The sequence below is a fragment of the Komagataeibacter rhaeticus genome (assembly GCF_003207855.1).
GTDB lineage: Bacteria > Pseudomonadota > Alphaproteobacteria > Acetobacterales > Acetobacteraceae > Komagataeibacter > Komagataeibacter rhaeticus.
Window position 1 is genome coordinate 75,213 of record NZ_NKTZ01000006.1, and the last position, 22,730, is coordinate 97,942.

21 protein-coding genes are annotated in these 22,730 nt (G+C 64.5%); 10 read left to right on the plus strand and 11 right to left on the minus strand.

Annotated features, from left to right (window positions below; all coding sequences use genetic code 11):
- Positions 1-128: 128 nt before the first annotated feature.
- The 3 genes from ispG to prfA all read left to right on the plus strand — a co-directional run bounded on the left by ispG (position 129) and on the right by prfA (position 3,694).
- Entirely contained in the window at positions 129-1,289 is a 1,161-nt protein-coding gene (ispG, locus tag CFR78_RS08390; RefSeq protein WP_034928300.1) for a flavodoxin-dependent (E)-4-hydroxy-3-methylbut-2-enyl-diphosphate synthase, read from the plus strand.
- Positions 1,290-1,373: 84 nt separating this feature from the next.
- Positions 1,374-2,630 carry a histidine--tRNA ligase gene (gene hisS, locus CFR78_RS08395; RefSeq protein WP_034928298.1) on the plus strand — a complete coding sequence of 419 codons (1,257 nt, stop codon included), beginning with the start codon at positions 1,374-1,376 and terminating at the stop codon, positions 2,628-2,630.
- A gap of 2 nt (positions 2,631-2,632) precedes the next feature.
- Positions 2,633-3,694 (plus strand): peptide chain release factor 1, encoded by a 1,062-nt coding sequence (gene prfA, locus CFR78_RS08400; RefSeq protein WP_034928296.1) that lies wholly within the window; start codon positions 2,633-2,635, stop codon positions 3,692-3,694.
- Positions 3,695-3,709: 15 nt separating this feature from the next.
- On the opposite strand, the gene CFR78_RS08405 is transcribed toward prfA, so the two are convergent.
- Positions 3,710-4,174 (minus strand): hypothetical protein, encoded by a 465-nt coding sequence (locus CFR78_RS08405; RefSeq protein ID WP_034928294.1) that lies wholly within the window; start codon positions 4,172-4,174, stop codon positions 3,710-3,712.
- Between the two features lie 30 nt (positions 4,175-4,204).
- Between CFR78_RS08405 and prmC the strand changes: the two genes are divergently transcribed.
- Complete coding sequence (prmC, locus tag CFR78_RS08410) at positions 4,205-5,068, plus strand: peptide chain release factor N(5)-glutamine methyltransferase (protein ID WP_034928292.1); 864 nt, start codon at positions 4,205-4,207, stop codon at positions 5,066-5,068.
- 264 nt (positions 5,069-5,332) lie between these two features.
- Positions 5,333-5,902, plus strand: a complete 570-nt coding sequence (locus CFR78_RS08415) for a DUF4167 domain-containing protein (RefSeq protein WP_040000103.1) — start codon at positions 5,333-5,335, stop codon at positions 5,900-5,902.
- Between the two features lie 54 nt (positions 5,903-5,956).
- Here the strand turns inward: CFR78_RS08415 and CFR78_RS08420 are convergent, their stop codons facing one another.
- Positions 5,957-6,214 (minus strand): hypothetical protein, encoded by a 258-nt coding sequence (locus CFR78_RS08420; protein WP_007400530.1) that lies wholly within the window; start codon positions 6,212-6,214, stop codon positions 5,957-5,959.
- A gap of 47 nt (positions 6,215-6,261) precedes the next feature.
- Positions 6,262-7,533 (minus strand): adenosylmethionine--8-amino-7-oxononanoate transaminase, encoded by a 1,272-nt coding sequence (locus CFR78_RS08425; RefSeq protein ID WP_034928287.1) that lies wholly within the window; start codon positions 7,531-7,533, stop codon positions 6,262-6,264.
- A 63-nt stretch (positions 7,534-7,596) separates the two neighbouring features.
- Here CFR78_RS08425 and CFR78_RS08430 point away from each other — a divergent pair, with 63 nt between their 5' ends.
- Genes CFR78_RS08430 through bioD form a run of 3 tightly spaced genes read left to right on the plus strand, consistent with a single transcriptional unit; the run spans position 7,597 to position 10,850 of the window.
- Entirely contained in the window at positions 7,597-8,787 is a 1,191-nt protein-coding gene (locus CFR78_RS08430) for an aminotransferase class I/II-fold pyridoxal phosphate-dependent enzyme (protein ID WP_034928284.1), read from the plus strand.
- Positions 8,788-9,447 (plus strand): alpha/beta fold hydrolase, encoded by a 660-nt coding sequence (locus CFR78_RS08435; protein WP_034928283.1) that lies wholly within the window; start codon positions 8,788-8,790, stop codon positions 9,445-9,447.
- Positions 9,444-10,850, plus strand: coding sequence for a dethiobiotin synthase (gene bioD, locus CFR78_RS08440; RefSeq protein WP_034928279.1), 1,407 nt, complete (start codon positions 9,444-9,446; stop codon positions 10,848-10,850). Before CFR78_RS08435 ends, bioD begins: the two co-directional genes overlap by 4 nt.
- On the opposite strand, the gene lexA is transcribed toward bioD, so the two are convergent.
- Together lexA and CFR78_RS08450 are read right to left on the minus strand one after the other, a co-directional pair.
- A complete protein-coding gene (gene lexA, locus CFR78_RS08445; RefSeq protein WP_034928277.1) occupies positions 10,844-11,518 on the minus strand; it encodes a transcriptional repressor LexA in 675 nt (224 codons plus the stop codon). The genes bioD and lexA overlap by 7 nt on opposite strands.
- A 123-nt stretch (positions 11,519-11,641) precedes the next feature.
- Positions 11,642-12,850, minus strand: coding sequence for a molybdopterin molybdotransferase MoeA (locus CFR78_RS08450; RefSeq protein ID WP_034928274.1), 1,209 nt, complete (start codon positions 12,848-12,850; stop codon positions 11,642-11,644).
- A gap of 159 nt (positions 12,851-13,009) precedes the next feature.
- Here CFR78_RS08450 and rpmG point away from each other — a divergent pair, with 159 nt between their 5' ends.
- Positions 13,010-13,177, plus strand: coding sequence for a 50S ribosomal protein L33 (gene rpmG / locus CFR78_RS08455; RefSeq protein ID WP_007400522.1), 168 nt, complete (start codon positions 13,010-13,012; stop codon positions 13,175-13,177).
- Positions 13,178-13,256: 79 nt separating this feature from the next.
- Here rpmG and CFR78_RS08460 read toward each other — a convergent pair whose 3' ends face one another.
- On the minus strand, positions 13,257-13,586 hold the full coding sequence (locus CFR78_RS08460) for an FtsB family cell division protein (RefSeq protein ID WP_034928271.1): 330 nt from the start codon (positions 13,584-13,586) through the stop codon (positions 13,257-13,259).
- 60 nt (positions 13,587-13,646) lie between these two features.
- On the minus strand, positions 13,647-14,927 hold the full coding sequence (gene eno, locus CFR78_RS08465) for a phosphopyruvate hydratase (RefSeq protein ID WP_034928419.1): 1,281 nt from the start codon (positions 14,925-14,927) through the stop codon (positions 13,647-13,649).
- A gap of 143 nt (positions 14,928-15,070) precedes the next feature.
- Here eno and CFR78_RS08470 point away from each other — a divergent pair, with 143 nt between their 5' ends.
- Positions 15,071-15,556, plus strand: coding sequence for a DUF3429 domain-containing protein (locus CFR78_RS08470; protein WP_007400519.1), 486 nt, complete (start codon positions 15,071-15,073; stop codon positions 15,554-15,556).
- Between the two features lie 225 nt (positions 15,557-15,781).
- On the opposite strand, the gene CFR78_RS08475 is transcribed toward CFR78_RS08470, so the two are convergent.
- From CFR78_RS08475 to CFR78_RS08490, 4 genes are all read right to left on the minus strand, one after another.
- Positions 15,782-18,103, minus strand: a complete 2,322-nt coding sequence (locus CFR78_RS08475) for a xanthine dehydrogenase family protein molybdopterin-binding subunit (RefSeq protein WP_007400517.1) — start codon at positions 18,101-18,103, stop codon at positions 15,782-15,784.
- Entirely contained in the window at positions 18,096-18,569 is a 474-nt protein-coding gene (locus CFR78_RS08480; RefSeq protein WP_007400516.1) for a (2Fe-2S)-binding protein, read from the minus strand. Before CFR78_RS08480 ends, CFR78_RS08475 begins: the two co-directional genes overlap by 8 nt.
- Positions 18,570-18,590: 21 nt before the next feature.
- Positions 18,591-19,919 (minus strand): cytochrome c, encoded by a 1,329-nt coding sequence (locus CFR78_RS08485; RefSeq protein ID WP_034928267.1) that lies wholly within the window; start codon positions 19,917-19,919, stop codon positions 18,591-18,593.
- Positions 19,920-20,298: 379 nt separating this feature from the next.
- On the minus strand, positions 20,299-22,689 hold the full coding sequence (locus tag CFR78_RS08490) for a glucose/quinate/shikimate family membrane-bound PQQ-dependent dehydrogenase (protein WP_034928264.1): 2,391 nt from the start codon (positions 22,687-22,689) through the stop codon (positions 20,299-20,301).
- Positions 22,690-22,730 lie beyond the last annotated feature (41 nt).

Sequence of the window (22,730 nt, forward strand, 5' to 3'; positions counted from 1 at the left end):
GCCTTTCACGGCATGGCCCCTTTGTGGTTCCCATGCCGCAAACCGGCATGTAACAGATTTTCGGGTCGTGCCGCGCCCCGCCACGGCGGGCCGGAGCGCAAACCGCCGCCTTATCTGGAGGGCACACAATGAGCAGCTATCGTCCTTATCAGCATATCGAACGCCGCAAGTCACGGCAGATCCATGTCGGCAAGGTCCCGGTCGGGGGAGACGCCCCGGTTTCCGTCCAGACCATGACCAACACGCTGACCACCGATGCCGAGGCCACGATCGCCCAGATCCGCCGCGCCGAAATGGCAGGCGTGGATATCGTGCGCGTCTCATGCCCGGATGAGGAAAGCACGAAGGCGCTGGCCGAAATCGTGCGCGAAGTGAACGTACCCGTCGTGGCCGACATCCACTTCCACTACAAGCGCGCCATCGAGGCGGCGAAGGCGGGGGCCGCGTGCCTGCGCATCAATCCCGGCAACATCGGCAGTGCCGAGCGTGTGCGTGAGGTCGTGAACGCGGCCAAGGACCACAACTGCTCGATCCGCATCGGCGTGAACGCCGGTTCGCTGGAAAAGCACCTGCTGGAAAAATATGGCGAACCCAACCCCGACGCGCTGGTGGAAAGTGCGCTGGAACACGCGAAGATCCTGGAAGACCACGACTTCCACGAATTCAAGATCAGCGTGAAGGCATCGGACGTGTTCATGGCGGTCGCGGCCTACCAGCAGCTGGCCGATGTCTGTGACCACCCGCTGCATATCGGCATTACCGAGGCGGGCAGCAAGCGCGCGGGCACGGTCAAGTCCTCCATCGGGCTGGGCAACCTGCTGTGGGCGGGCGTGGGTGACACGATGCGTGTCTCGCTCTCGGCCGAACCGGAAGAGGAAGTGCTGGTTGGCTGGGACATCCTGAAGTCGCTTGGCCTGCGCCACCGTGGCGTGAAGATCATCTCCTGCCCGTCCTGCGCACGCCAAGGCTTCAACGTGATCGAGACCGTGCAGACGCTGGAAGACCGGCTGGCCCATATCAAGACGCCGATGACGCTGTCCATCATCGGCTGCGTGGTCAATGGCCCCGGTGAGGCACTGATGACCGATATCGGTGTGACCGGCGGCGGTTCGGGCCGCCACATGGTGTATTCCGCCGGCAAGCAGGACCACACCATGCCCGCCGGCGACATGATCGAACATATTGTGGAACTGGTGGAAAAGAAGGTGGAGCAGCTTCAGGCCGCCGATGCTGGCAACACCACCGCCGAGGAAATGGCCCGCGAGGCCAGCATGTCCCCCGCGGACTGAAGTACATGCCGCGCGTCCTGATCCGGCGCGTGGCCCACCGGCCCGCCTGCGGGCAGGCCGGGTTCAATGCAGGAAGAGTGCGTAGTGAGCAGTTTGCAGCCCGTCCGTGGCACCCATGACCTGATCGGTGAAGAGCGCAGGCGTTTCAATCATGTCGTGGAGACCGCGCGCCGTATTGTCAGCCTGTACGGGTTTGATGAATGGTCGACCCCGATATTCGAGGATACGCGGGTCTTTTCACGCTCACTGGGCGATACGTCCGATGTCGTCTCGAAGGAAATGTACACCTTCGAGGACCGTGGCGGTGAATCCCTGACCCTGCGGCCCGAGGGCACGGCAGCCATCTGCCGCGCCCTGGTCACCAATGGCCTGACGCAGTCCCTGCCGCAGAAGGTGTTCTACGCCGGTCCCATGTTCCGCTACGAACGCCCGCAGAAGGGGCGCTACCGCCAGTTCCACCAGATCGGCGCGGAACTGCTGGGCGCTGCCGAACCGCTGGCCGATGCCGAGATCATCGCCATGGGCCGCGACGTACTGGGCGCGCTGGGCATTGGCGATGAGGTCGTGCTGGAACTCAACACGCTGGGCGATACCGCCAGCCGGGATGCCTGGCGCACGGCGCTGATCACCTATTTCAGTGACCGGCGCGATGACCTCTCGGCCGACAGCCAGACCCGTCTGGAACGCAATCCCCTGCGCATACTGGACAGCAAGGCCCAGCAGGACCGCGCCCTTGTGGCTGACGCCCCCACCATCGACCAGTTCCTGACCCCCGAGGCACAGGAATTCTGGGACGGGCTGCGCCGCACGCTGGACGTGATGGGCGTGCCATTCCGGCACAATCCGCGCATCGTGCGCGGGCTGGACTATTACGGCCATACCGCGTTCGAATTCGTGACCGAGCGCCTGGGCGCGCAGGGCACCGTGCTGGCCGGTGGCCGGTATGACGGGCTGGTGGCGGAAATGGGCGGTCCGGCAACACCCGCCATTGGCTGGGCCGGCGGGATCGAACGCCTGTCCATGCTGCTGGCCGAAAGCCCGGCGGACCCGCGCCCCGTAGCCGTCATTCCCATGGGGGCGGACGCACAGGCGGCCGGATTGACCGTGCTGCAGGCCATCCGGGCCGCGGGCATCCGGGCCGAGACATCCTATCGCGGCAACATGAAACGCCGCATGGAGCGCGCCAACCGCATGAACGCGACCCATGCCATCGTGGTCGGCAGTGACGAGATCGCGCGCGGCGTGGTGCAGGTCAAGGATCTGGACAGCGGGCAGCAGGCCGAGGTGGCAATGGATGGGGTGGCTGGCTTCCTGCGCGCCGGTTCAGCCCCGAAAGCCTGATCGTGGCACAGTTTGACGACCGTCTGGACCGCATCGTCGCGCGTTGCGATGAACTGCAGGCCCTGCTGGCCGAAGGGCTGTCGGGGGCTGATTTCAGCCAGGCCTCACGCGAATATGCCGAGCTTGAGCCGATCGTGGCCCGCGTCAACGCCCTGCGTGCGGCGGAAGAGGCGGAACGCGACGCCAGCCAGATGCTGGCCGATCCTGAAATGCGCGAACTCGCCCAGGCTGAGCTGGACGCGCTGCGCACGCAGATCCCCACGCTGCGCCACGATATCCGCCTGGCCATGCTGCCGCGTGACGAAGCCGATGAGCGCAGCGCCATCCTGGAAATCCGCCCCGCCGCCGGTGGAGACGAGGCAGGTCTGTTCGCCGCCGAACTGTTTGGTGCCTACCAGCGCTATGCCGACCTGCGTGGCTGGCGCTTTGAAGTGCTGGAATATGACCAGTCCGAACTGGGCGGCCTGCGGGAAGGCATTGCCAGCATAACCGGGCGCGGTGTGTTTGCGCGGCTGAAATACGAATCCGGCGTACACCGGGTCCAGCGCGTACCCGCCACCGAAAGCCAAGGCCGCATCCATACCTCCACCGTGACCGTGGCAGTGCTGCCCGAAGCGGAAGAAGTGGATGTGGAGGTCAATGAAGGCGACCTGCGCATTGATGTCTACCGTGCATCCGGGGCAGGGGGGCAGCACGTCAACAAGACCGAAAGTGCCGTACGCATCACCCATCTGCCCACCAATATCGTGGTGGCGATGCAGGAAGAGAAAAGCCAGCACAAGAACCGCGCCAAGGCGATGAAGATCCTGCGCGCGCGCCTGTATGAGCGCAACCGTGCCGCCGCCCACGAATCCCGCGCCGCCGACCGGCGCGCACAGGTTGGCACGGGCGACCGTTCGGAGCGCATCCGCACCTACAACTTCCCGCAGGGGCGGGTGACCGACCACCGCATTGGCCTGACCCTCTATAAAATCGACCGCGTCATGGCCGGTGAACTGGACGAGTTTGTCGATGCGCTGACACAGGAAGAACAGGCCGCCCTGCTTGCAGCCGATGATGGCTGAACCAGGCCACGGCTTTCATGAAGTCGGGGCGGCACACAGCGAACTGCGGCCCGGATGGCGTTCGACCACATTGGGGTCATCGGGATCGGCCAGGTAGAATTCGGTAAAGTTACGCGCGCCCAGGGCAACCAGATGATGGCCATCGGGCTCATGCAGCACGCCTTCGCCACTGACCTGATGGATCTCGATCTTCCCGGCAGGACGACGGATGGTAATCTCCCCGCACAGGGCATAGCTGTGATTCACGCGGCTGACGGGGGTCTCGACATGGGCGGTCTGGGTAGTGTGGTCATGGTCAAGGTGGAAGGTCGCAACAAGCTGTTCATCCACATACAGGCGCGAGACTTCGGAAACCTCGCCCTCGCCGTACCCGTCCTCCACTTCAAACGACCCGGCAAGGGCAGGGGTGGCCAGCAGGGTGCACAGCATGGTGGCCAGCAGGACACGGACAGGGCGCGATGAGGGAGGCGGATTTTGCATGATACCTAGATATGACGGAAAGCAGCCGGGATGAAAGAGACCATGGCGCCTTCCCCCGCAAATTTGCGCGCCCTGCTGTCGGCCGCCACGGAGCGGCTGCACAGGGCGGGCATCGAGGCCCCGCAGCGCGAGGCCCGTCTGCTTGCCGCCCATGCGGCGGGCACCGACCTTGCGGGCCTGCTGCGTATTGACGGGCTGACGGATGCGGCCCATGCCACTTTCATCCACATGCTGGGCCGCCGCCTGAACCATGAGCCCATGGCCTATATTACCGGGCAGGCCGGGTTCTGGTCGCTTGATCTTGCCGTCTCGCCCGCAACCCTTATCCCGCGTGCCGACAGCGAGACGCTGGTCGAAGCCGTGCTGCACCACCTGCCCGACCGCACGCGGGCGCTGCGCGTGCTGGATATCGGCACGGGCACGGGCTGCCTGCTGCTGGCCGTTCTGGCGGAATATGGGCAGGCCACCGGTATCGGCACCGACATCAACCCGCATGCGGCACGCCTTGCCGCGCACAATGCCGCGCGCAACGCACTGGCATCACGCTGCGCCACGCTGTGCTGCAACTGGGCCGATGCGGTATGCGGCCCCTTTGACCTTGTGCTGAGCAATCCACCCTACATCCCGCATGCCGACCTGGCGGGCCTGATGCCCGATGTCGTGGCGCATGAACCCGCGCGCGCGCTGGACGGCGGCCCGGACGGACTGGTGGCCTACCGCGCACTGGCGGCCATCGTGCCCGCACTGCTGGCACCCGGTGGGACCGCAGTGCTGGAACTGGGTATTGGCCAGGATCGCAGCGTGCCCGCGCTGATGCGTGAGCGCGGGCTGGAAGTGGCGGAAATCCGCCCCGACCTGGGGGGAATAGGGCGCGCGCTGGTAGTGAAAAAATAATTTGGCAGAAAGTAATACGCACGGTATATTCCAAGGGCGCAGGGAACACGAACAGCACATAGATCTGCTCTTCCACTCCCCCGCGGGCGATCCCGATTGCAGAACAGAAAAGCTGGCGATGCGAACCCCCGGGTTCCGCCCGGCGCAGGGATCCATGTCCGGTCTGGACCGGACAAGCAATATGGCAACAGACGGGACGGGCAGACCGCCCCACGGTCCAGGGCAGCGCCAGCGACCGGCAACAGGAAAGTGCTGCGACAGCTTATGAACATGAAACGCATGCGAGGCCGTCACAATCGTTCGGGCGGCAGCAATGGCGGAAGCGTACGCCATAACAATGGCCAGATCCCGTTGAACCGCAACCACGTCTTTGACAGCAATGGACCTGACCTGCGCGTGCGCGGCACGGCACAGCAGCTATTTGAAAAATACCTTCAGCTGGGCCGTGATGCCAGCAGCACCGGCGACCGGGTCATGGCGGAAGCCTATTTCCAGCATGCCGAGCATTATTTCCGCATTCTCAATGCCATGACGCAGGCCGCGCAGCAGAGCCAGCAGGAGCGGCAAGAACGCATGAACAACGGCCGCCAGCAGCCGCAACCGCGCCCTGTAGCCGATAACCGCCAGCCGGCAGAGGCCGGTGGGGAGGAAACAGGCGAGCAGCCTGCCATAGCGGCACCACCTGCGGCACAGCCCGAAGAAACCGCGCCCCAGCCCGCCATTGCCGCGGCAGAACCACCCGCGGCACCGCGCGCGCCCCGTGCCCCGCGCGCGCCACGCCGCGCCAAGCCACCGGTGGAAAAGAAGGAAGAACTGGAATCCAGTTCTTCCTGACCCGGAAAGCCCCCATCCGCCCTGCGGGTGGGGGTACCGTGTGGTTAACCGCGTTCAGCTACATGAATTGACCAGCCGCCAGACCTTGCGCTTGCGGCCGTCATTGGCTTGAGGCGCATCCTCTACCGTGACCAGACCCTGATTGCGCAGCGCCTGTAACGCCAGCCGGGCATGATAGGTACCCAGTTCGGGGAACAGGTCACCGATTTCCTTGACCGAACGCGCTTTGCCGTCAGACAGGATCTTCAGCACGATCTGTCGCTTGCTGTCATGATTTGTCATGCGCCAGGATCGGTGCTGGAAAAAAGTCATGCCGCATCCATACCAGATTCATCCCCAATGGCCTAGCCATCCATCTGTCAAACCTGCACCGAACCGGACAGGACCGTGTGGATGGCGGTCGTCAGCACGCGCAGCTCGGCAGCCGTGATGGTAAAGGCCGGGGTCAGGTAAATAATATTGCGAAATGGGCGGACCCACACGCCCTGTGCCACCAGCGCCGCCTTGAGCGCATTCATATCGTGTATGTGGTCCAGTTCCACCACGCCAATCGCGCCCATCACACGTACGTCCACCACATGGGGCAGGTGCCGGCAGGCTTCCAGTTCGGCGCGCATCTGCGCACCGATGCGGGCGACCTGCGCCAGGCGGGGTTCACGCTCAAACAGGTCGAGGGACGCATTGGCACACGCACAGGCCATGGCATTGGCCATGAAGGTCGGCCCGTGCATGAGCGCATGCAGCGGGTTGTCGGACAGGAACGCCTCGAACACATGCCGACGCGCGACGGTGGCCGCCAGCGCCATGGTGCCGCCGGTCAATGCCTTGGACAGGGTGATGATATCGGGCACGATGCCGGCCTGCTCACAGGCGAACAGGGTGCCGGTGCGGCCAAAACCGGTAAAGATTTCATCAAGGATCAGCAATACGCCATGCCGGTCGGCAAGGGTGCGCAGGGTGCGCAGGACCTCGGGTGAATGAAACAGCATGCCGCCCGCGCCCTGCACAAGGGGTTCGACAATGATCGCGGCAATCCGGCCCGCCGACTGCGCCAGCAGGCTGTCCAGCGCCTGCGTGCGCATGTCATCCGTTGGCAGGTCGGTCATGAAATGCTCAGGCAGGGCACCGGCATACAGGCTGTGCATCCCTTCCTCCGGGTCGCACACCGCCATGGTAGCCATCGTATCCCCATGGTAGCCACCCCGGAAGGCAAGCAGCCGGGTGCGGCCGCTCTCACCCTGGTTGAGCCAGTACTGGATGGCCATTTTCATCGCCACCTCGACGGCGACGGAACCTGAATCGGTAAAGAACACCCGCTCCAGATCACCGGGCAGCATATCCGCCAGCCGTGTGGCCAGCGTCAGCGCCGGTTCATTGACCAGGCCGCCAAACATGACATGCGGCATGCACTCAAGCTGGGCCTGCACGGCCTGACGGATATGGGGATGGTTATAGCCATGGCAGGCGGTCCACCATGAGGCGATGCCATCAATCAGTTCCGACCCGTCCGCCAGCGTTATGGTCCGGCCCCGCGTTGCCACGGCGGGCAGGGGGGGCGGTGCGGTACGCATCTGGGCGTAGGGTAGCCAGACATGATGCATGCCCCGTTCCAGCCATTGTGGTCCGCGCATGGACTGCCTCCATATGATATTGCGTTGGCGGGATTGACCGGAGCAGCCTGCTCCGGCAGGAGAATGCGCTTCATGGCCGGTTTTGACTCACTTTTCCAGACAGCACTTGACCATATGGCGGACCAGCATACCCGCCGCGTGCTGCGCCCCGTGCGCCATGTGGGCGCGGCCACCGTCATGCGCGACGGCCGCAGGCTGGTCAATTTCTCCGCCAATGATTATCTGGGCCTGGCCCATCATCCCGCCCTTGGCGCGCGCGCGGCACAGTGGGTGGCGGAAGAGGGCACGGGGGCAGGGGCATCGCGCCTTGTAACCGGTACCAGCGAACGGCACATGGCGGTCGAAGCCCGGCTTGCGGCCTTCAAGGGCACGCAGGCGGCCCTGCTGCTGGCCAGCGGGTGGCAGGCCAATGCCTCGGTGCTGGCGGCCCTGCTGCGGCTGGCGGCCGGGCAGGGCGCGCCGCCGCTGGTCCTTGCCGACCGGCTGAACCATGCCAGCCTGCACCAGGGCTGCCTGGCGGCAGGCATACGCCAGATCCGCTTCCGCCATAACGATCTTGACCATCTGGAAAGCCTGCTCGTGCGCCACGCGGATACGCCGGGCCTGCGCGTGATCGTGACGGAAAGCGTGTTCAGCATGGATGGTGACCAGACCGATATCGCGCGGCTCTGTGCGATCGCACGCCAGTACAACGCCTTTACCTATGTGGATGAAGCCCATGCCACCGGCGTACTCGGCCCGCAGGGGCGCGGACTATGCGCCGGGCATGACGTGGATCTGGTAATGGGCACGTTCAGCAAGGCGCTGGGCGGGTTCGGGGCCTATGTTGCCGGCACGCAGGCCCTGTGTGACTGGCTAGTCAATGCCTGTTCGGGCTTCGTGTTCACCACCGCCCCGCCACCTGCGGTTCTGGGGGCGATGGATGCAGCCCTTGAACTGCTTCCCATGCTGGACGAAGCGCGCGCGCGCCTGGCCCGTAACGCGGCGCATATACGCGGCGTAATCCGTGACTGCGGCCTGTCATGCGGGCCGTCCAGCACCCAGATCATTCCCGTCTTGCTGGGCGATGCCCCGCGCGCGCTGGCTTTTGCTGCGGCACTGGAGGCCCGTGGCATCCTGGCCACCGCCATCAGGCCACCCACCGTGCCGCCGGGTGGCAGCCGCATCCGGCTTGCACTCAGCGCCGCCCATACGGATGACATGATCCACCAGCTGGCCACGGCCATCCCCGCCGCCCTGCGCGGGAGCGCCTGAATGGCACCGGCACTTCCCATCATCTTCATGCATGGCTGGGCGTTTGATCCGACCGTGTGGGAGCAGACCCGTGCGGCCCTTGGCCCGATGGAGACACGGTGCCTCGATTTCGGCTTCTTTTCCCCCCGGGCCGATCTTGACCTGCCGGCCCGGCCCTATGTCGGGGTGGGACATTCACTGGGGGCATTATGGCTGCTGCGCCATCACGGCCCGCACTGCCGGGGGCTGCTGCTGATCAACGGTTTCAGCCGCTTCGGCGCCGGCCCCGACTTTGCCGATGGCATTTCCCCGCGCATAATCGCCCGCATGCGTACAGGCCTGCGCCACGCGCCCGAGGGCATGCTGCGGACCTTCCGCCAGCGCGCGGGCATCAACACGCCCGTCCCCCCCCATATCGCATGCGACAGGCTGGAACAGGGGCTGGCCGCCTTGATGGACATGGATTGCAGGCCCGACCTGCGCCATGCCCCATGCCCCGTGCACGTCATGGCCGGAACACATGATGCCATCGCCCCCCCCGGCCTGACACGGGCCTGCTTTCCGCCCCATGGCCCGGTTCTCACCCGGTGGCTGGATGCAGGGCACCTGCTTCCCCTGACCCATGCGGCCGACTGTGCCCGCGCCATTACCGACCTGACCCGACGGATACCCCCGCCATGACCCGCACCGCGCGCATTGCCGCCCGATTTGACGCAGCCGATGATTATGAACAGGCCGCCCGCGTGCAGCGCCTGGCCGCGATGGAACTGGCCCGCCGCATCGGCCGCCAGTATGGGCAGGAAGCACCCGCGCGTATTCTGGAAATCGGCTGCGGCACCGGCCTGCTGACCCGCGAACTGCGCAGGCTGTTCCCCCGCGCCCATATCACCGCAACCGACATTGCCCCGCGCATGCTGGACCGCATGGCGCGACAGATGCCCGGTGACACGCATCTGCGCCTGCATGTCATGGATGGGCAGGCACCGGACGCGCAGGGACCGTTCGACCTGATCTGCTCAAGCCTTGCCATGCAATGGTTCCATAACCGTGCACAGGCGCTGCATGCCCTCGCCGGTCTGCTGGCACCGGGGGGACACATGGCCCTGGCCACGCTGGCCGCCGGCAGCCTTGCACAGTGGCGTGCCGCCTATGACCGTGCGGGCGTGGCCTGTCCCGTTCCGGACTACCCGACGCAGGCCCGGCTGCAGGCGGAATGGCCCGTCATGGGCACGGGGCTGTGGGAGGTATCTCAAATTGTGGACATGCCTGCCACACCGCTGGCCTTCGCCCGCGAACTCAGGGCCATAGGCGCCACCCATACCGACCACCCGCCCGCGACCGCAGGCCAGATGCGCCGCGTACTGGCAGCGGCCGGGGCGAATCCCTTCACCGTGTCCTATCATGTAGCCTACGGGCAGTTCCGCAGGGCTGCGTGGCCCGGTGTATTCGTAACCGGCACCGATACGGATGTGGGCAAGACCGTCGCATCGGCGGCACTGGTGCTGGCATGGCATGCCGCCTACTGGAAACCGCTGCAAAGTGGCACGGACGACGCGCAATCGGACAGTACAAGCGTGCGGCAGCTCGCACGGCTGGAGGACACACGGCTCTATCCGCCTGCCGCCACTTTTGGCGCATCCCTCTCCCCCGAGGACGCGGCAGCCCGTGCCCACACCCGCATCGCTCCCGCTGCTATCGCCCTGCCGCCCCATCCGGCCGCACGCGGCCCGCTGGTAGTGGAAGGGGCAGGGGGCGTGCTGGTGCCCATTGCCGAACATTACCTGATGATCGACCTCATGGTCCGGCTTGCGCTGCCCGTGGTGCTGGTTGCACGCAGCGCGCTTGGCACGATCAACCACACGCTGCTCAGCCTGGCCGCCCTGCGCGCACGCGGGCTGCATGTGGTGGGCGTGATCCTGAACGGTCCGCCTGAACCGCTGGCCCGCAGCGCCATAGAACGGCATGGGCAGGTGCGGATACTGGCTGATTTCCCACCCGTCATCCCCATGGGGCCAGAGGCGGTGGCCGAACTGGCCGGTCGCCTGCCGCCATGGGCACAGGTTACGGGTGAGGGGGGTCAGTAACGGCGGATCAGCCCCGCCAGCGTCCCCTGCACACTGACGCGCGACGCGGGCAGCAGGCGGGTTTCGTACCGGGTATTGGCGGGAATGAGCGCGATTTCGCCACCTTCGTGACGGATGCGCTTGAGGGTCACTTCATCCCCATCGACCAGCGCCACGACAATCTGGCCATCGGTCGCCTGCGTCCCCTCGCGGATGATGACCATGTCGCCGTCCAGTATGCCCGCGTCCTGCATCGAATCCCCCGTCACTTCCAGCGCGTAATGGCTGGCCTTGCCCAGCATGTCCGCCGGAACGGCAATGCGGGTGGTGTCGGTCGTGATCGCCTCGATCGGATTGCCGGCGGCTACACGGCCCACGAAGGGTACCTCCACCACCGGCACCAGAAAGGCCGCGTCCGCGCCCTCGGGGAGGGAAGGCCCGGGTGCCTTGACCGGCGGGGGCGGCGGGATCTCGATATCTGGCAGGCGCAGGATTTCCAACGCGCGGGCGCGGTGATGCCTGCGGTGCAGGAACCCCCGTTCCTCCAGTGCGGAAATCAGCCGGTGGATGCCGGATTTGGAGCGCAGGCCAAGCGCATCCTTCATTTCATCGAAGGAAGGGGAAAATCCGGTCCTGCGCAGATGGCCGTCTATGAATAGCAAAAGCTCATGCTGTTTTTTTGTAAGCATACCACATGTCCTTTTGCCGGGGCGATGACACCGCAACATGCGTGCGGCGGAACAAACCAAAAACCTGTTTCCATGTTCTATATTGGTTCCACCCGTCGCGTCAACCGGCTTTAGCGCCCGCGTTCAGGCCGGAGCCTGATCGATGCGGATGATGTCGCACATCTCCCCACGCCGCGCGGCCGGGGCATGGGGCGCGCGCAGCACCAGCGCCTGGCTTTGCGCCAGGATGTGCAGCATGGCCGAATCCTGTACGGGAAAGGGCGTGGCCACAAGCTGGCCCTGCGCGTCATGCGCAAGGGTGGCACGCAGATGGTCCATGCGCTGGTCGTTGGCGGGCACATCCGCGCCAAGGACGGCACGCATCACGGGTTCGACCGGCTGCGCCATGCCCGCCATACGGCGCAGAGCAGGCAGCACGAACACGATGGAACACACAAAGGCCGCCACCGGGTTGCCCGGCAGGCCGATAAAGGGCAGGCGACCCAGATGGCCCGACATCAGCGGCTTGCCCGGCCGCATGGCGATCTTCCAGAAATCGGTCTTCAGGCCCACCTGTTCCAGTCCCCGCCGCACCAGGTCATGACTGCCGACACTGGCACCCCCGGCCGTGACCAGCATGTCCACGCCATCGACCATGCGCTCGAGTGTGGCAAGGTCGGCCATGTCATCACGCAGGGCGGGCAGCATGACCGGCTCGGCCCCGGCCGCCCGCAGCAGGGCCGCCAGCATGGGGGTGTTGGAATTGGCGATCTGCCCGGTTCCGACCGGGCTGCCGGGCAGCAGCAGTTCATCGCCGGTCGCGGCAATGGCCACGCGTGGGCGACGCGTGACCGCAAGCCAAGCATGGTTGGCGGCGGCCGCAACCCCCACGTCCCGCGCCGACAGCCTTTTGCCCGCCGGGATGATGACCTGACCCGCCGCGAAATCCTGGCCCTGGCTGCGCACGTAGGTACCGGGGCGCAGGGTATGGGTTGTGGTGACGGCCGTGCCATCGGCCTGCGCGTTTTCCTGTATCAGCACCGCATCCGTGCCTGCGGGCATGAGGCTTCCGGTAAAGAGACGCACGCACTGCCCCGCCCCGACCCGACCGGGAAAGGGATGCCCCGCCGGGGCGTTGCCAATGCACGCCAGCGACACGCCGCCCCCCGAAAGGTCGGCCGCCCGTACCGCATAACCATCCATTGACGAAACATCGGCAGGCGGGTTGGACAGCAGGGCGGCCACGGGTGCCGCACTGACGCGCCCGCAGGCTTCGGTCAGGGGCACGACCTCGGCGGGCAGGGGAAAAACCCCGTCCAGAATCCGTTTGCGCGCTTCGGAAACACTCAACATCGTGCACCGCACTCCTTTTTTTACCCGTTATCGACAAATTTAAGCAGAAATATCGGTCTGGGTGCTTGACCTCAGCCTTGTGTATGCGCATTTTCCGCCAACTTGAACCACTGCTGCACCCGAGTGTTCCAGCAGCGGCGGAGCAGTGCTGAGGATATCATGGCCAAGAGCAACACCATTCAGATCAAACTCGTTTCCACGGCGGACACCGGCTACTTCTACGTGACCAAGAAGAACGCCCGCGCCCAGACCGGCAAGATGGAACTGCGGAAATATGACCCCGTGGCACGCAAGCACGTGGCCTTCCGCGAAGCGAAGATCAAATAATCTTCCGCCCTGGCGGATACAGAAAAACCCCGGCGGAGACGACCGGGGTTTTTTTGCGCCTGCATTCCGGCCCCGTTGGTCAGTACAGGTGGTCATGGTCCCCATAGGGCACGACAATCTCGTCCTGACGGGCAAGGTTCTGCATGGAACGCGCGCGTTCATCCAGCAGGTCGGTATCCAGCGCGCCTTCCTTCAGCCCCCGCACGCGGCGCAGCCAGACTTCCTGTTCCGCCGTGGCGTCCTTCTGGGCGGAACGGGCTTCATCCAGCAGGTGCAGCTGGGTAGCATAGCTGTGCAGCCCGTGCTCCCCACGCATGGCATTCCAGCCGAAATAGGCGGTCAGGCCAATGAACAGGGCAGGGGGAATGGTTGCGTGCAGCACGCGCCGCATGATCTTGCCCAGTTGCATGATGTTCTTCCCCCTGCCTTGATATATGCCGGACGGACTTAGCCCGTCCGGCGTGGCGTGTCACCCGTTCTTCAGGATCGTGCGCCCGGCATAGCGGGCGGCAGTGGCCAGTTCGTTCTCGATGCGGATCAGCTGGTTGTATTTCGCCGTCCGGTCCGAGCGTGAAAGCGAGCCGGTCTTGATCTGTCCGCAATTGGTCGCGACCGCCAGGTCAGCGATCGTGCTGTCCTCCGTCTCGCCCGAACGGTGGCTCATCACCGCCGTGTAACCGGCGTGCTGGGCCATCTGCACGGCTTCCAGCGTCTCGCTCAGCGTGCCGATCTGGTTGACCTTGACCAGCAGCGAATTCGCCACGCCATCTCTGATGCCCCGGCGCAGGCGGTCAGGATTGGTCACGAACAGGTCATCACCCACAAGCTGCAGCTTGTGGCCCAGATTGGCGGTCAGTTCGGCCCAGCCTTCCCAGTCATCTTCGGCCAGGCCATCCTCGATCGAGATGATGGGGTAGCGGGCGGACAGGTCGGCCAGGTAGGCAATCATGCCGGCGGCATCAAGGCTCTTGTCCTCGCCCTTCAGCTCATAACGGCCGTTCTTGTAGAACTCGGTCGCGGCACAATCCAGTGCGAAGGTCACGTCATCACCCGGCCTGTAGCCCGCCGCCTCCACCGCACGCATCATGAAGCCCAGTGCTTCATCAGCGGATCTGAGCGCGGGGGCAAACCCGCCCTCGTCACCCACGTTGGTATTGTAACCCGCACCTGACAGGCTTTTCTTGAGCTGGGTAAAAATCTCGGACCCCATGCGGATCGCATCGGTCACCGTCGGTGCGCCCACGGGCTGGATCATGAATTCCTGGATGTCGATCGGATTGTCGGCATGTTCACCACCGTTGATGATGTTCATCATCGGCACCGGCAGGGTGCGAGCATACACGCCGCCCACATAGCGGTACAGCGGCACCTGCAGTTCCTGCGCCGAGGCCTTCGCCACGGCCAGCGACACGCCAAGAATTGCATTCGCCCCCAGCCGGGACTTGTTGGGCGTGCCATCAAGATCGATCATCGCCTCGTCAATGGCGACCTGATCGGTTGATTCCACGCCCTGCAGGGCCTCAAGGATCTCGTGCTCGACATGGCCCGCGGCCTTGAGCACGCCCTTGCCACCAAAGCGCTTGGGGTCACCATCGCGCAGTTCCACCGCCTCATGCGCGCCGGTGGATGCGCCGGACGGCACGGCGGCACGGCCTTTGGCACCGGACGCCAGTTCCACATCCACCTCGATGGTGGGATTACCGCGACTGTCGAGTATTTCGCGGGCGATGATATCGATAATGGCGCTCATGGTATCTGTTTCCTCAGATTTGACATTATGGGGACATGCCATGCCGCCGGCATGCATATCCTGCCCATACGATAACAGATGCCACGCATCATGCCAGAGCGGGCTATACATATCATGACCAGTATTTCAGGAGAGTCCCCGCCGTGAAACGCCTGCCCCTGCTTGCCATTGTCACCGCGCTGGCCAGCCTGCTGCCGCTGATCGGCTGCACCTGTGCGATCCTGTTCCTTACACCGGACCACACGCCACGCCTGCTTACGGCAGCCGTGGGCTATGGCGCGGTCATGCTGTCCTTCCTTGGTGCCGTGCACTGGGGGCTGGCGCTGGAACGGCCCGACATCATCCCCGCGGGCGGCACGCAGCGGCTGACCAACCTGCGCCTGGCGCTGGGGGGCGTGCCCGCGATCATCGGCTGGGTGGGACTGTGCGCCGCAACCGTGCGGGAACTGGCCGGGCTGTTCATCCTGATCGCGGGATTCGTGATGGCGGCCATCGGGCAGCGCATGGCGTGGCAGCGCGGGGCCATGCCGCGCGGTTACATGACGTTGCAGTGGTTTGTCATCTGCCTGGCGGAACTGTGCTTCCTGGCCATACTGGCGGCCTGCCTGGGCATGCGCCCGGCGCAGTAGGTAGACAATCTGGCAGAATGCACTGTTGAAAAACGGATAAACGTTTTTGGCGAAGCTTTTTTCAAAAAGCTTCAGGGAACGCCGCCTTTCTGAAAAAGGGCGGTACCCGAAAACTGTCGTTTTCGCATCAGGCTGTTTTTACGGGCGGTCCCACTCCACGGCATAATAAAAAAACCCCGGCACGCAGAACGTACCGGGGTCTTTTCGTAGTCAGGCTATCCGCAATCAGGTGTTCTGCAGGGCACGCAGGACATCCGCCGGGCGCACCGGCATATGGCGCAGGCGCACACCCACGGCATTGAAGATGGCGTTGCCAATGGCCGGCCCCACCACCGTCGTGCCCGGCTCACCCAGACCCATCGGCTTTTCCGTGCTGGGCAGGAACTCGATGTCCATTTCCGGCGTATCGGCAATGCGCAGCGGGGTATAGGTGTTCAGGTTGCGGTCAACCGGCAGGCCGTTCACGATTTCCGTGTTCTCGAACAGGACCATGCTCAGCCCCCACAGCGCAGCACCTTCGGTCTGGGCCTTGGCGCCATCGGGATCAACCACGGTACCCGCATCCACCACGATAGTCAGCTTCTGGCATGTCACCACGCCGGTGCTGCGGTCAACATGCACCTGCGCCACACAGCCGATCCATGTCGGCATGCCACGTTCCTGCCCGGCCGTGGTGGCCAGGCCCAGGGCGGTGTCCTTGGGCAGGGTGGTCTTGCCCCAGTTCACCTTTTCCATAAGCCTGCGCACGACGGCGGCCTGACGCAGCGCGCCCCCCACGGAATCCGGTGCCTGGCCCTTGTTGCGGCCCTGCGCGGTCAGCAGGTCAAGGCGGAACTGGGCGGGGTCCTTCTTCTGGCGGTGCGCGACCTCATCCAGGAAGCACTCGATCCCCCAGCTGGTCCAGCCGGGGCTGACCGAACGCAGCCAGCCGGGACGGAAGGTCTTTTCCGCCAGGTCATTACGCAGCGCGCGCACCCGGAAGGCCCCGACCTCGTACCAGTGGTCACCACCGGCAATGGCGAACTGGTCATAGGGCTTGCCATCCACGCCCTTTTCCATGAACGCTTCGGCCATGACACCCGTGGGCCAGCCGGCGGCGGCCTGATAGTCCATGGCGGTGATCTTGTCACTGCCATCAAACGCCATGCGCACGCGCTGGACGGATGGCGAGCGGAAGGAGTCGAACTGCATGTCGTCCGAGCGGGTCAGGATCAGCTTGACCGGCTTGCCCCCCAGCGCCTTGGACGCAAGGGCAGCGGGGATCATGTAGTCGCCATTCAGGCGGCGGCCGAACCCGCCACCCAGCAGGTAGCTGCGCAGGATGACCTTGCTTTCCGGCACCTGCAGCGACTTGGCCAGCGTGGGCAGGATCAGGCTCTGCCACTGGTTGCCGGCATGGATCTCGTAGACACCGTCCTTCTCGAAGGCCAGCGCATTGGTCGGCTCAAGCTGGTAGTGCAACACGGATGCGCAGGTATATTCCTGGTCCATGACCAGATGCGCGCCTGAGAAAGCCTGATCCACACCATCATCGTTGAAGATGTAGACGCCACCTTCCTTGTTGCTGATCAGCTGGCGGCCACGGTCCTGAATATCGCGTTCGGACGTGTGGGCCGTCTCGCCCGGCGTCCATTCCACCTTCAGGGCATCGGTCGCGCGGATGGCGGCGCTGTAGCTTTCAGCCAGTACCACAACCCAGCCCTGCACAACTTCCGAGGGGTCCTCGATCAGCAGGTAGCGCACATAGCCCTTGATCTTCTTCGCATCGGTATCGTCAACCGAACGGACCTTGGAGCCATAGCGCGTGGGCGGCATCTTGGGGCGGGCATAGAGCATGCCCTCCACCTTGGCGTCGATGCCATAGATTGCAGTGCCGTTGGTCTTGGCCGGGATATCCAGCGCCTTGAGCTCGGCATTGCCGATCAGCCTGCGCTCGCTGGCGGGCTTGAGCGGCAGCCTGGCCATTTCCTCGGGCGTGAAGGAATGGGACGGATGGCCCTTGGCCACGATATCGCCAAAGCTGATCTGCTTGCCACCGGCACTGACAATACCGTTGGCAACCGTGCACCTGTCCGGCGTGGTGCCCAGCAGGCGGGCCGCTTCCTCCACCAGTGCGGTGCGGGTTGCGGCACCGGCCTGGCGGAAGACATCCCATGTCATCCACACCGACCAGCTGCCACCCGTGACCATCAGGCCCCATTTGGGGTCGGTATCCACATAGTTGATGCGGACCTTGCTCCAGTCGGCTTCCATCTCGTCCGCGATGATGCGGGCAAGGGCGGTGCCGATATGCTGGCCCATTTCCGCGCGGATGATGTTGACCGTGATGATCCCGTCGGGTGCGATGGCGCACCAGATGGTGGGTTCGAACGCACCATCGCCGGGTCCGGCATTGTCAAGCGGGAAAATCTGGTTGGCGGTGGCCTGACGCGCGAAGCCGAACATGACCCCGGCGCCAAGCGAGGTGACAAGGAAGCCACGGCGCGACAGGGAAGCCTGTTCACGACGGCCGTCCCTGCCCAGGCGGAAGCGGTCTAATCTACCCATTTGATGCATCTCCGCGTGCGTTGGCCGCGGCCTTCTTGATGGCCTCACGAATGCGAACATAGGTCATGCACCGGCACAGGCTGCCAGCCATGACGGCATCGATTTCCTCATCCGTGGGAGAGGGGTAATCCCTGAGCAGGCTGATCGCCTGCATGATCTGCCCGGACTGGCAGTAGCCGCACTGCGGCACCTGGATTTCACGCCAGGCCTGCTGGACCGGGTGGTTGCCCTCGGGGTCGATGCCTTCGATCGTGGTGATGTCAGCCCCTTCGGCGGCGCTGACGGGGGTCACGCAGGAACGGGTGGCCCGGCCACCGATATGGACGGTGCACGCACCGCACATGCCGATGCCGCAACCGAATTTCGTTCCGGTCAGGCCAACTTCGTCACGGATGACCCACAGCAGGGGGGTATCACCCGGCACGTCAACGGTTACATCCCGTCCATTGAGGCGAAAGGTCGTCATGTTCTAGCTCCGTCTTTCAGCTCAATGGGACGACGCGACAGGGGGGGCGGGCAGGGTCTTGCGTACCTCGGCCGCCTTCTTTTCCAGATCGGTCCATGGCGGCAGGGTCGTGCGGGTTGCACGCAGGTAAGCCGCCAGACGGGCCAGATCCGCATCGGAGAAGGAATGGTAGAAACTGGGCATGGAAACGGTGGAAATCCCTTCCGTCGTGCCAATCCCGCGCAGGATGACCTGGAACAGGTTGGTCGGCTCGTCCAGCCACAGCGCGTTGTTCAGCGCAAGGTCGGGACGGCCTTCAACCGGCTGCGGGCCGGCATTGGCATGGCACGCGGCACAGGCACCGGCATAGAGCTTGACGTTCGGGTTCACCTGCGGGCCGACCAGATCCTTCATGGAAGCCTGCATGGCCCACGCAATCGCCTTGGGGTCCTGGCTGACGCGGGTAGCGGCATGGTCGATATCGGCCAGGTAATGCGCGATGGCATGCACATCCGATTCCGGCATCTCGCTCAGGCCACCATGGACCACGGGCGACATGGGACCGGCCGCACTGCCGTGCAGCGGGGCGGAACCGAAGCGCAGGTATTTGAAATACTCGTCCTCGGTCCAGACAACCGGGGTCGGGTTATGTTCGTTGAGCGGCGGCGCGATCCAGTTGTCCACCGGGGCACCGTCATACGGCGCGCTGCTCTTTTCCGCACCCATCAGGTTACGCGGCGTATGGCAGGCCGAGCAGTGGCTCAGCCCTTCGGCCAGATAGGCGCCACGGTTCCATTCGGCATCATGCGCGGGATCGTTCCTGAGCGGGCCTTCGTGCAGGAACAGGAGCTTCCAGCCCGCCTGTTCCAGACGGATGTTGAAGGGGAAGCCCACCGTATTGTCACGCTTGACCGAATGCACCGGCTGGCGCGTCATGAGGAAGGCATAGACATCGGCGATGTCCTGATCCGTCATGTGCGTGAAATGGTCGAACGGGAAGGCGGGAAAAAGCTGCGTGCCATCGCGCGAGATGCCCTTGCGCATGGCGCGGTGGAAGGCGGCTTCCGACCAGCGCCCGATGCCCGTTTCCGGGTCGGGCGTGATGTTGGAGGAGAAGATGGCGCCAAAGGGCGTATCCATCTTGTAATCGCCCGCCAGTTCCACGCCGCGCACGCCGTCGGTGCGGGTATGGCATTCCGCACAGTAGCCACCGGCGGCCAGCACGCGCCCACGCTCGATCTGCGCGGCCGTGAAGGAGGAAGGAGGAGGCGGTGCAACCGGCGCAATGGCCGGATACCACGCATAAGCCAGGAACCCGACGCCGCCGGCGACACCGATCCCCACAATCGCTGCTGCAATACGTTTAATCACGATGTTCTCGCGGTTGTGAAAGTCATCATATCACCCCGTATCATCCGCCCGGTTCCAGTGCCGGTATGGCGCGAAACACATGAGATGGCGCAGCGTTGCGCCACCCCCGAAGCACCGGAACTGCCGGATGTGCGGGAACATCGGCGCCACGGCGGAAACTTTTGTATTACCGTTTCCTAATCAAGCGGTCCGGGCGCGCGTAAGGTCAAAGCGATGATAAGACTTATTTAGTTATGGACTAAATAAGCATAACCACCACAAAACCCTGGATAATCGGGCTGTGGGGGCCTGTCAGATCACTATCTATATCTGAATGGATATAGACCAAAATAGGGAATGTCAATCCGGGGAAGGAAAAATCCTTCCCCGGTCGTCCGGTTCAGTTCTGGTCAGCCAGGGTGTAGGCGACGATGTAATCGCCCAGCTTGGTGCCAAAGGAGCCATGGCCGCCATCGGCGGTCACGATGTACTGCCTGCCATCCACCGCATAGGTCATGGGGGTGGACTGGCCACCGGCAGGCAGGCGGTCCTGCCACAGCACGCGGCCGGTCGTCACGTCATAGGCACGGATGTAGTAGTCCAGCGTGGAGGTCAGGAACGCAACCCCGCCCGCGGTGGTCAGCGGCCCGCCCAGGCTGGGCACGCCCATCCAGATGGGCAGCGGCAGGGGGGCGCTGTCACGGATCGTGCCGTTGCGATGCTTCCACACGATCTTGTTGGTGCGCAGGTCGATGCCCGACATGTAGCCCCATGCCGGCTGCTTGCACGGCAGGCCAAGGGGCGACAGGAAGGGATGCAGGTCCACGCCGTACGGCACGCCAAACTGCGGCTGCACGCCACTTTCACTACCCGAGGGCAGGGACTTGTCCGGCGTTGCCGGGTTGTTCGGCCCGCGCGGGATCAGCTTCGATACGAACGGAATGGCAATGGGGTTGGCTATGGCGATCTGGCGTTCGGGATCAACGGCCAGGCCACCCCATTCGAACATGCCCAGGTTGCCGGGGAAGACCAGCGTACCCTGCAGTGAAGGCGGCGTGAACGTGCCTTCGTAGCGCAGGCGGTGGAACATGATGCGGCAGACCAGCTGGTCAAACATCGTGCCGCCCCACATGTCGGCATCCGTCAGCTTCTGGCTGGGACGGAACGTAAGCCTGGAGAACGGCTGCGTGGGCGAAAGGTGATCGCCCGGGGCGGCGCCCTGCGGCACCGGCTGTTCAGGAGCGGGGACCACGAGCTGGCCGTTACGGCGGTCCAGCACGAAGATGTTGCCGGTCTTGGCCGGGGCATACAGGGTGGGAATGACCTCACCGTGTTCGTTGCGGATATCGACCAGACTGGGCTGGGCAGGAATGTCCATGTCCCACAGGTCATGGTGCACGGTCTGGTAGCTCCACACCAGCCTGCCGGTGGTGGCGTTCAGCGCCACGATGGCACTGGCATAGCGCTCGGCATCGGCCCCGCGGTTGCCACCCCAGATATCGGGCGTCTGCACGCCCATGGGAATGTAGATCAGGTCCAGCTTCGCATCATAGGACGACGTGATCCACGAATTGGGGGAGTTGGGCACGAAGGTATGGTGTTCGGACGGCATCTCGTTCGGATCGGGGTTGCCGGGGTCGAACGCCCACCGCAGCGCGCCGGTATGCACGTCGAACCCGCGCGTCACGCCCGAGGGTTCATGCGTGGAATAATTGTCCGTCACCGCGCCGGACACGATCACGGTCGTATCGGTCACCACTGGCGGGGATGTGGGTTCGTAGAAACCCAGCGTCCTGACCGGCATGCCATCACGCAGGTCCACCACGCCGTTATTGCCAAAGGAGGCGCAGCGCGCCCCGCTTTCGGCATCCAGCGCGAAAAGCTGGCCATCATTGGTCGGCAGGAAAATACGGCGCGCGCATTCGGCAGGGGCCGGGGCAGGGGCGCCATCGGCCTGCGCTTCCACCCTGTCCTCATGATAGGACACGCCACGGCAGGTCAGGTGCTGGAAGGTGGGATTGTACTGCAACCGGGGGTCGAACTTCCACCGCTGCTTGCCCGTCCTTGCATCCAGCGCGAACAGGATCTGGTGCGGGGTGCAGAGATAGAGCGTGTCGCGCACCTTGATGGGCGTGACCTCATCGGTAATCTCGCCCGGGTCATTCGGGCCGCGCATGTCACCGGTGCGGAAGGTCCAGGCCACCTTCAGCCTGCTGACATTGCCGGTATTGATCTGCCTGAGGGGGGAGAAACGGTCCCCGAACTGGGTGCGGCCATAGGCCTGCCAGTCCTCGTCGGGCATCTGGTGGGCATCACCGGGTTCCGGCGCGTTCTGCGCCACGGGGGGCAGGCTGCCCGCAATATCCTGCGGGTCGCCCATCAGGGCCGCGCCAATCACCACCGCCGCCGCCCCGATCGCGCCCAGCAGGGGAAGTCGGGCACCAGGGGTTGCGGGCTGCAGGTGCCGTGTCACCCACGGCAGCAGCAGCACGATGCCGATGGGCACCAGAATGTCCCCACGTGGCGCCAGCGCCCAGAAATCCAGCCCCGCTTCATTGACAGCCCACGCCATGGTGCCCAGCAGCAGGGCCGCATAGACCGTGAGCGCCACGGCCTGCCGCCGGAACAGCAGGAACGCCGTCACCAGCAGCAGGGCACCTGCCACCACATAATAGAAGGAGCCGCCAATGGCGCAGAGCCATAAGCCGCCACCCAGCAGGTAGAGACCCGCCAGGGCGCAGACACCTATGGCCGCAGCGAGAAGGGGAGCCGAACGTAAGGGGGTATTCATAAGTTTTCCTGATTACCGTGATGCAGCAGCACGAACATTCT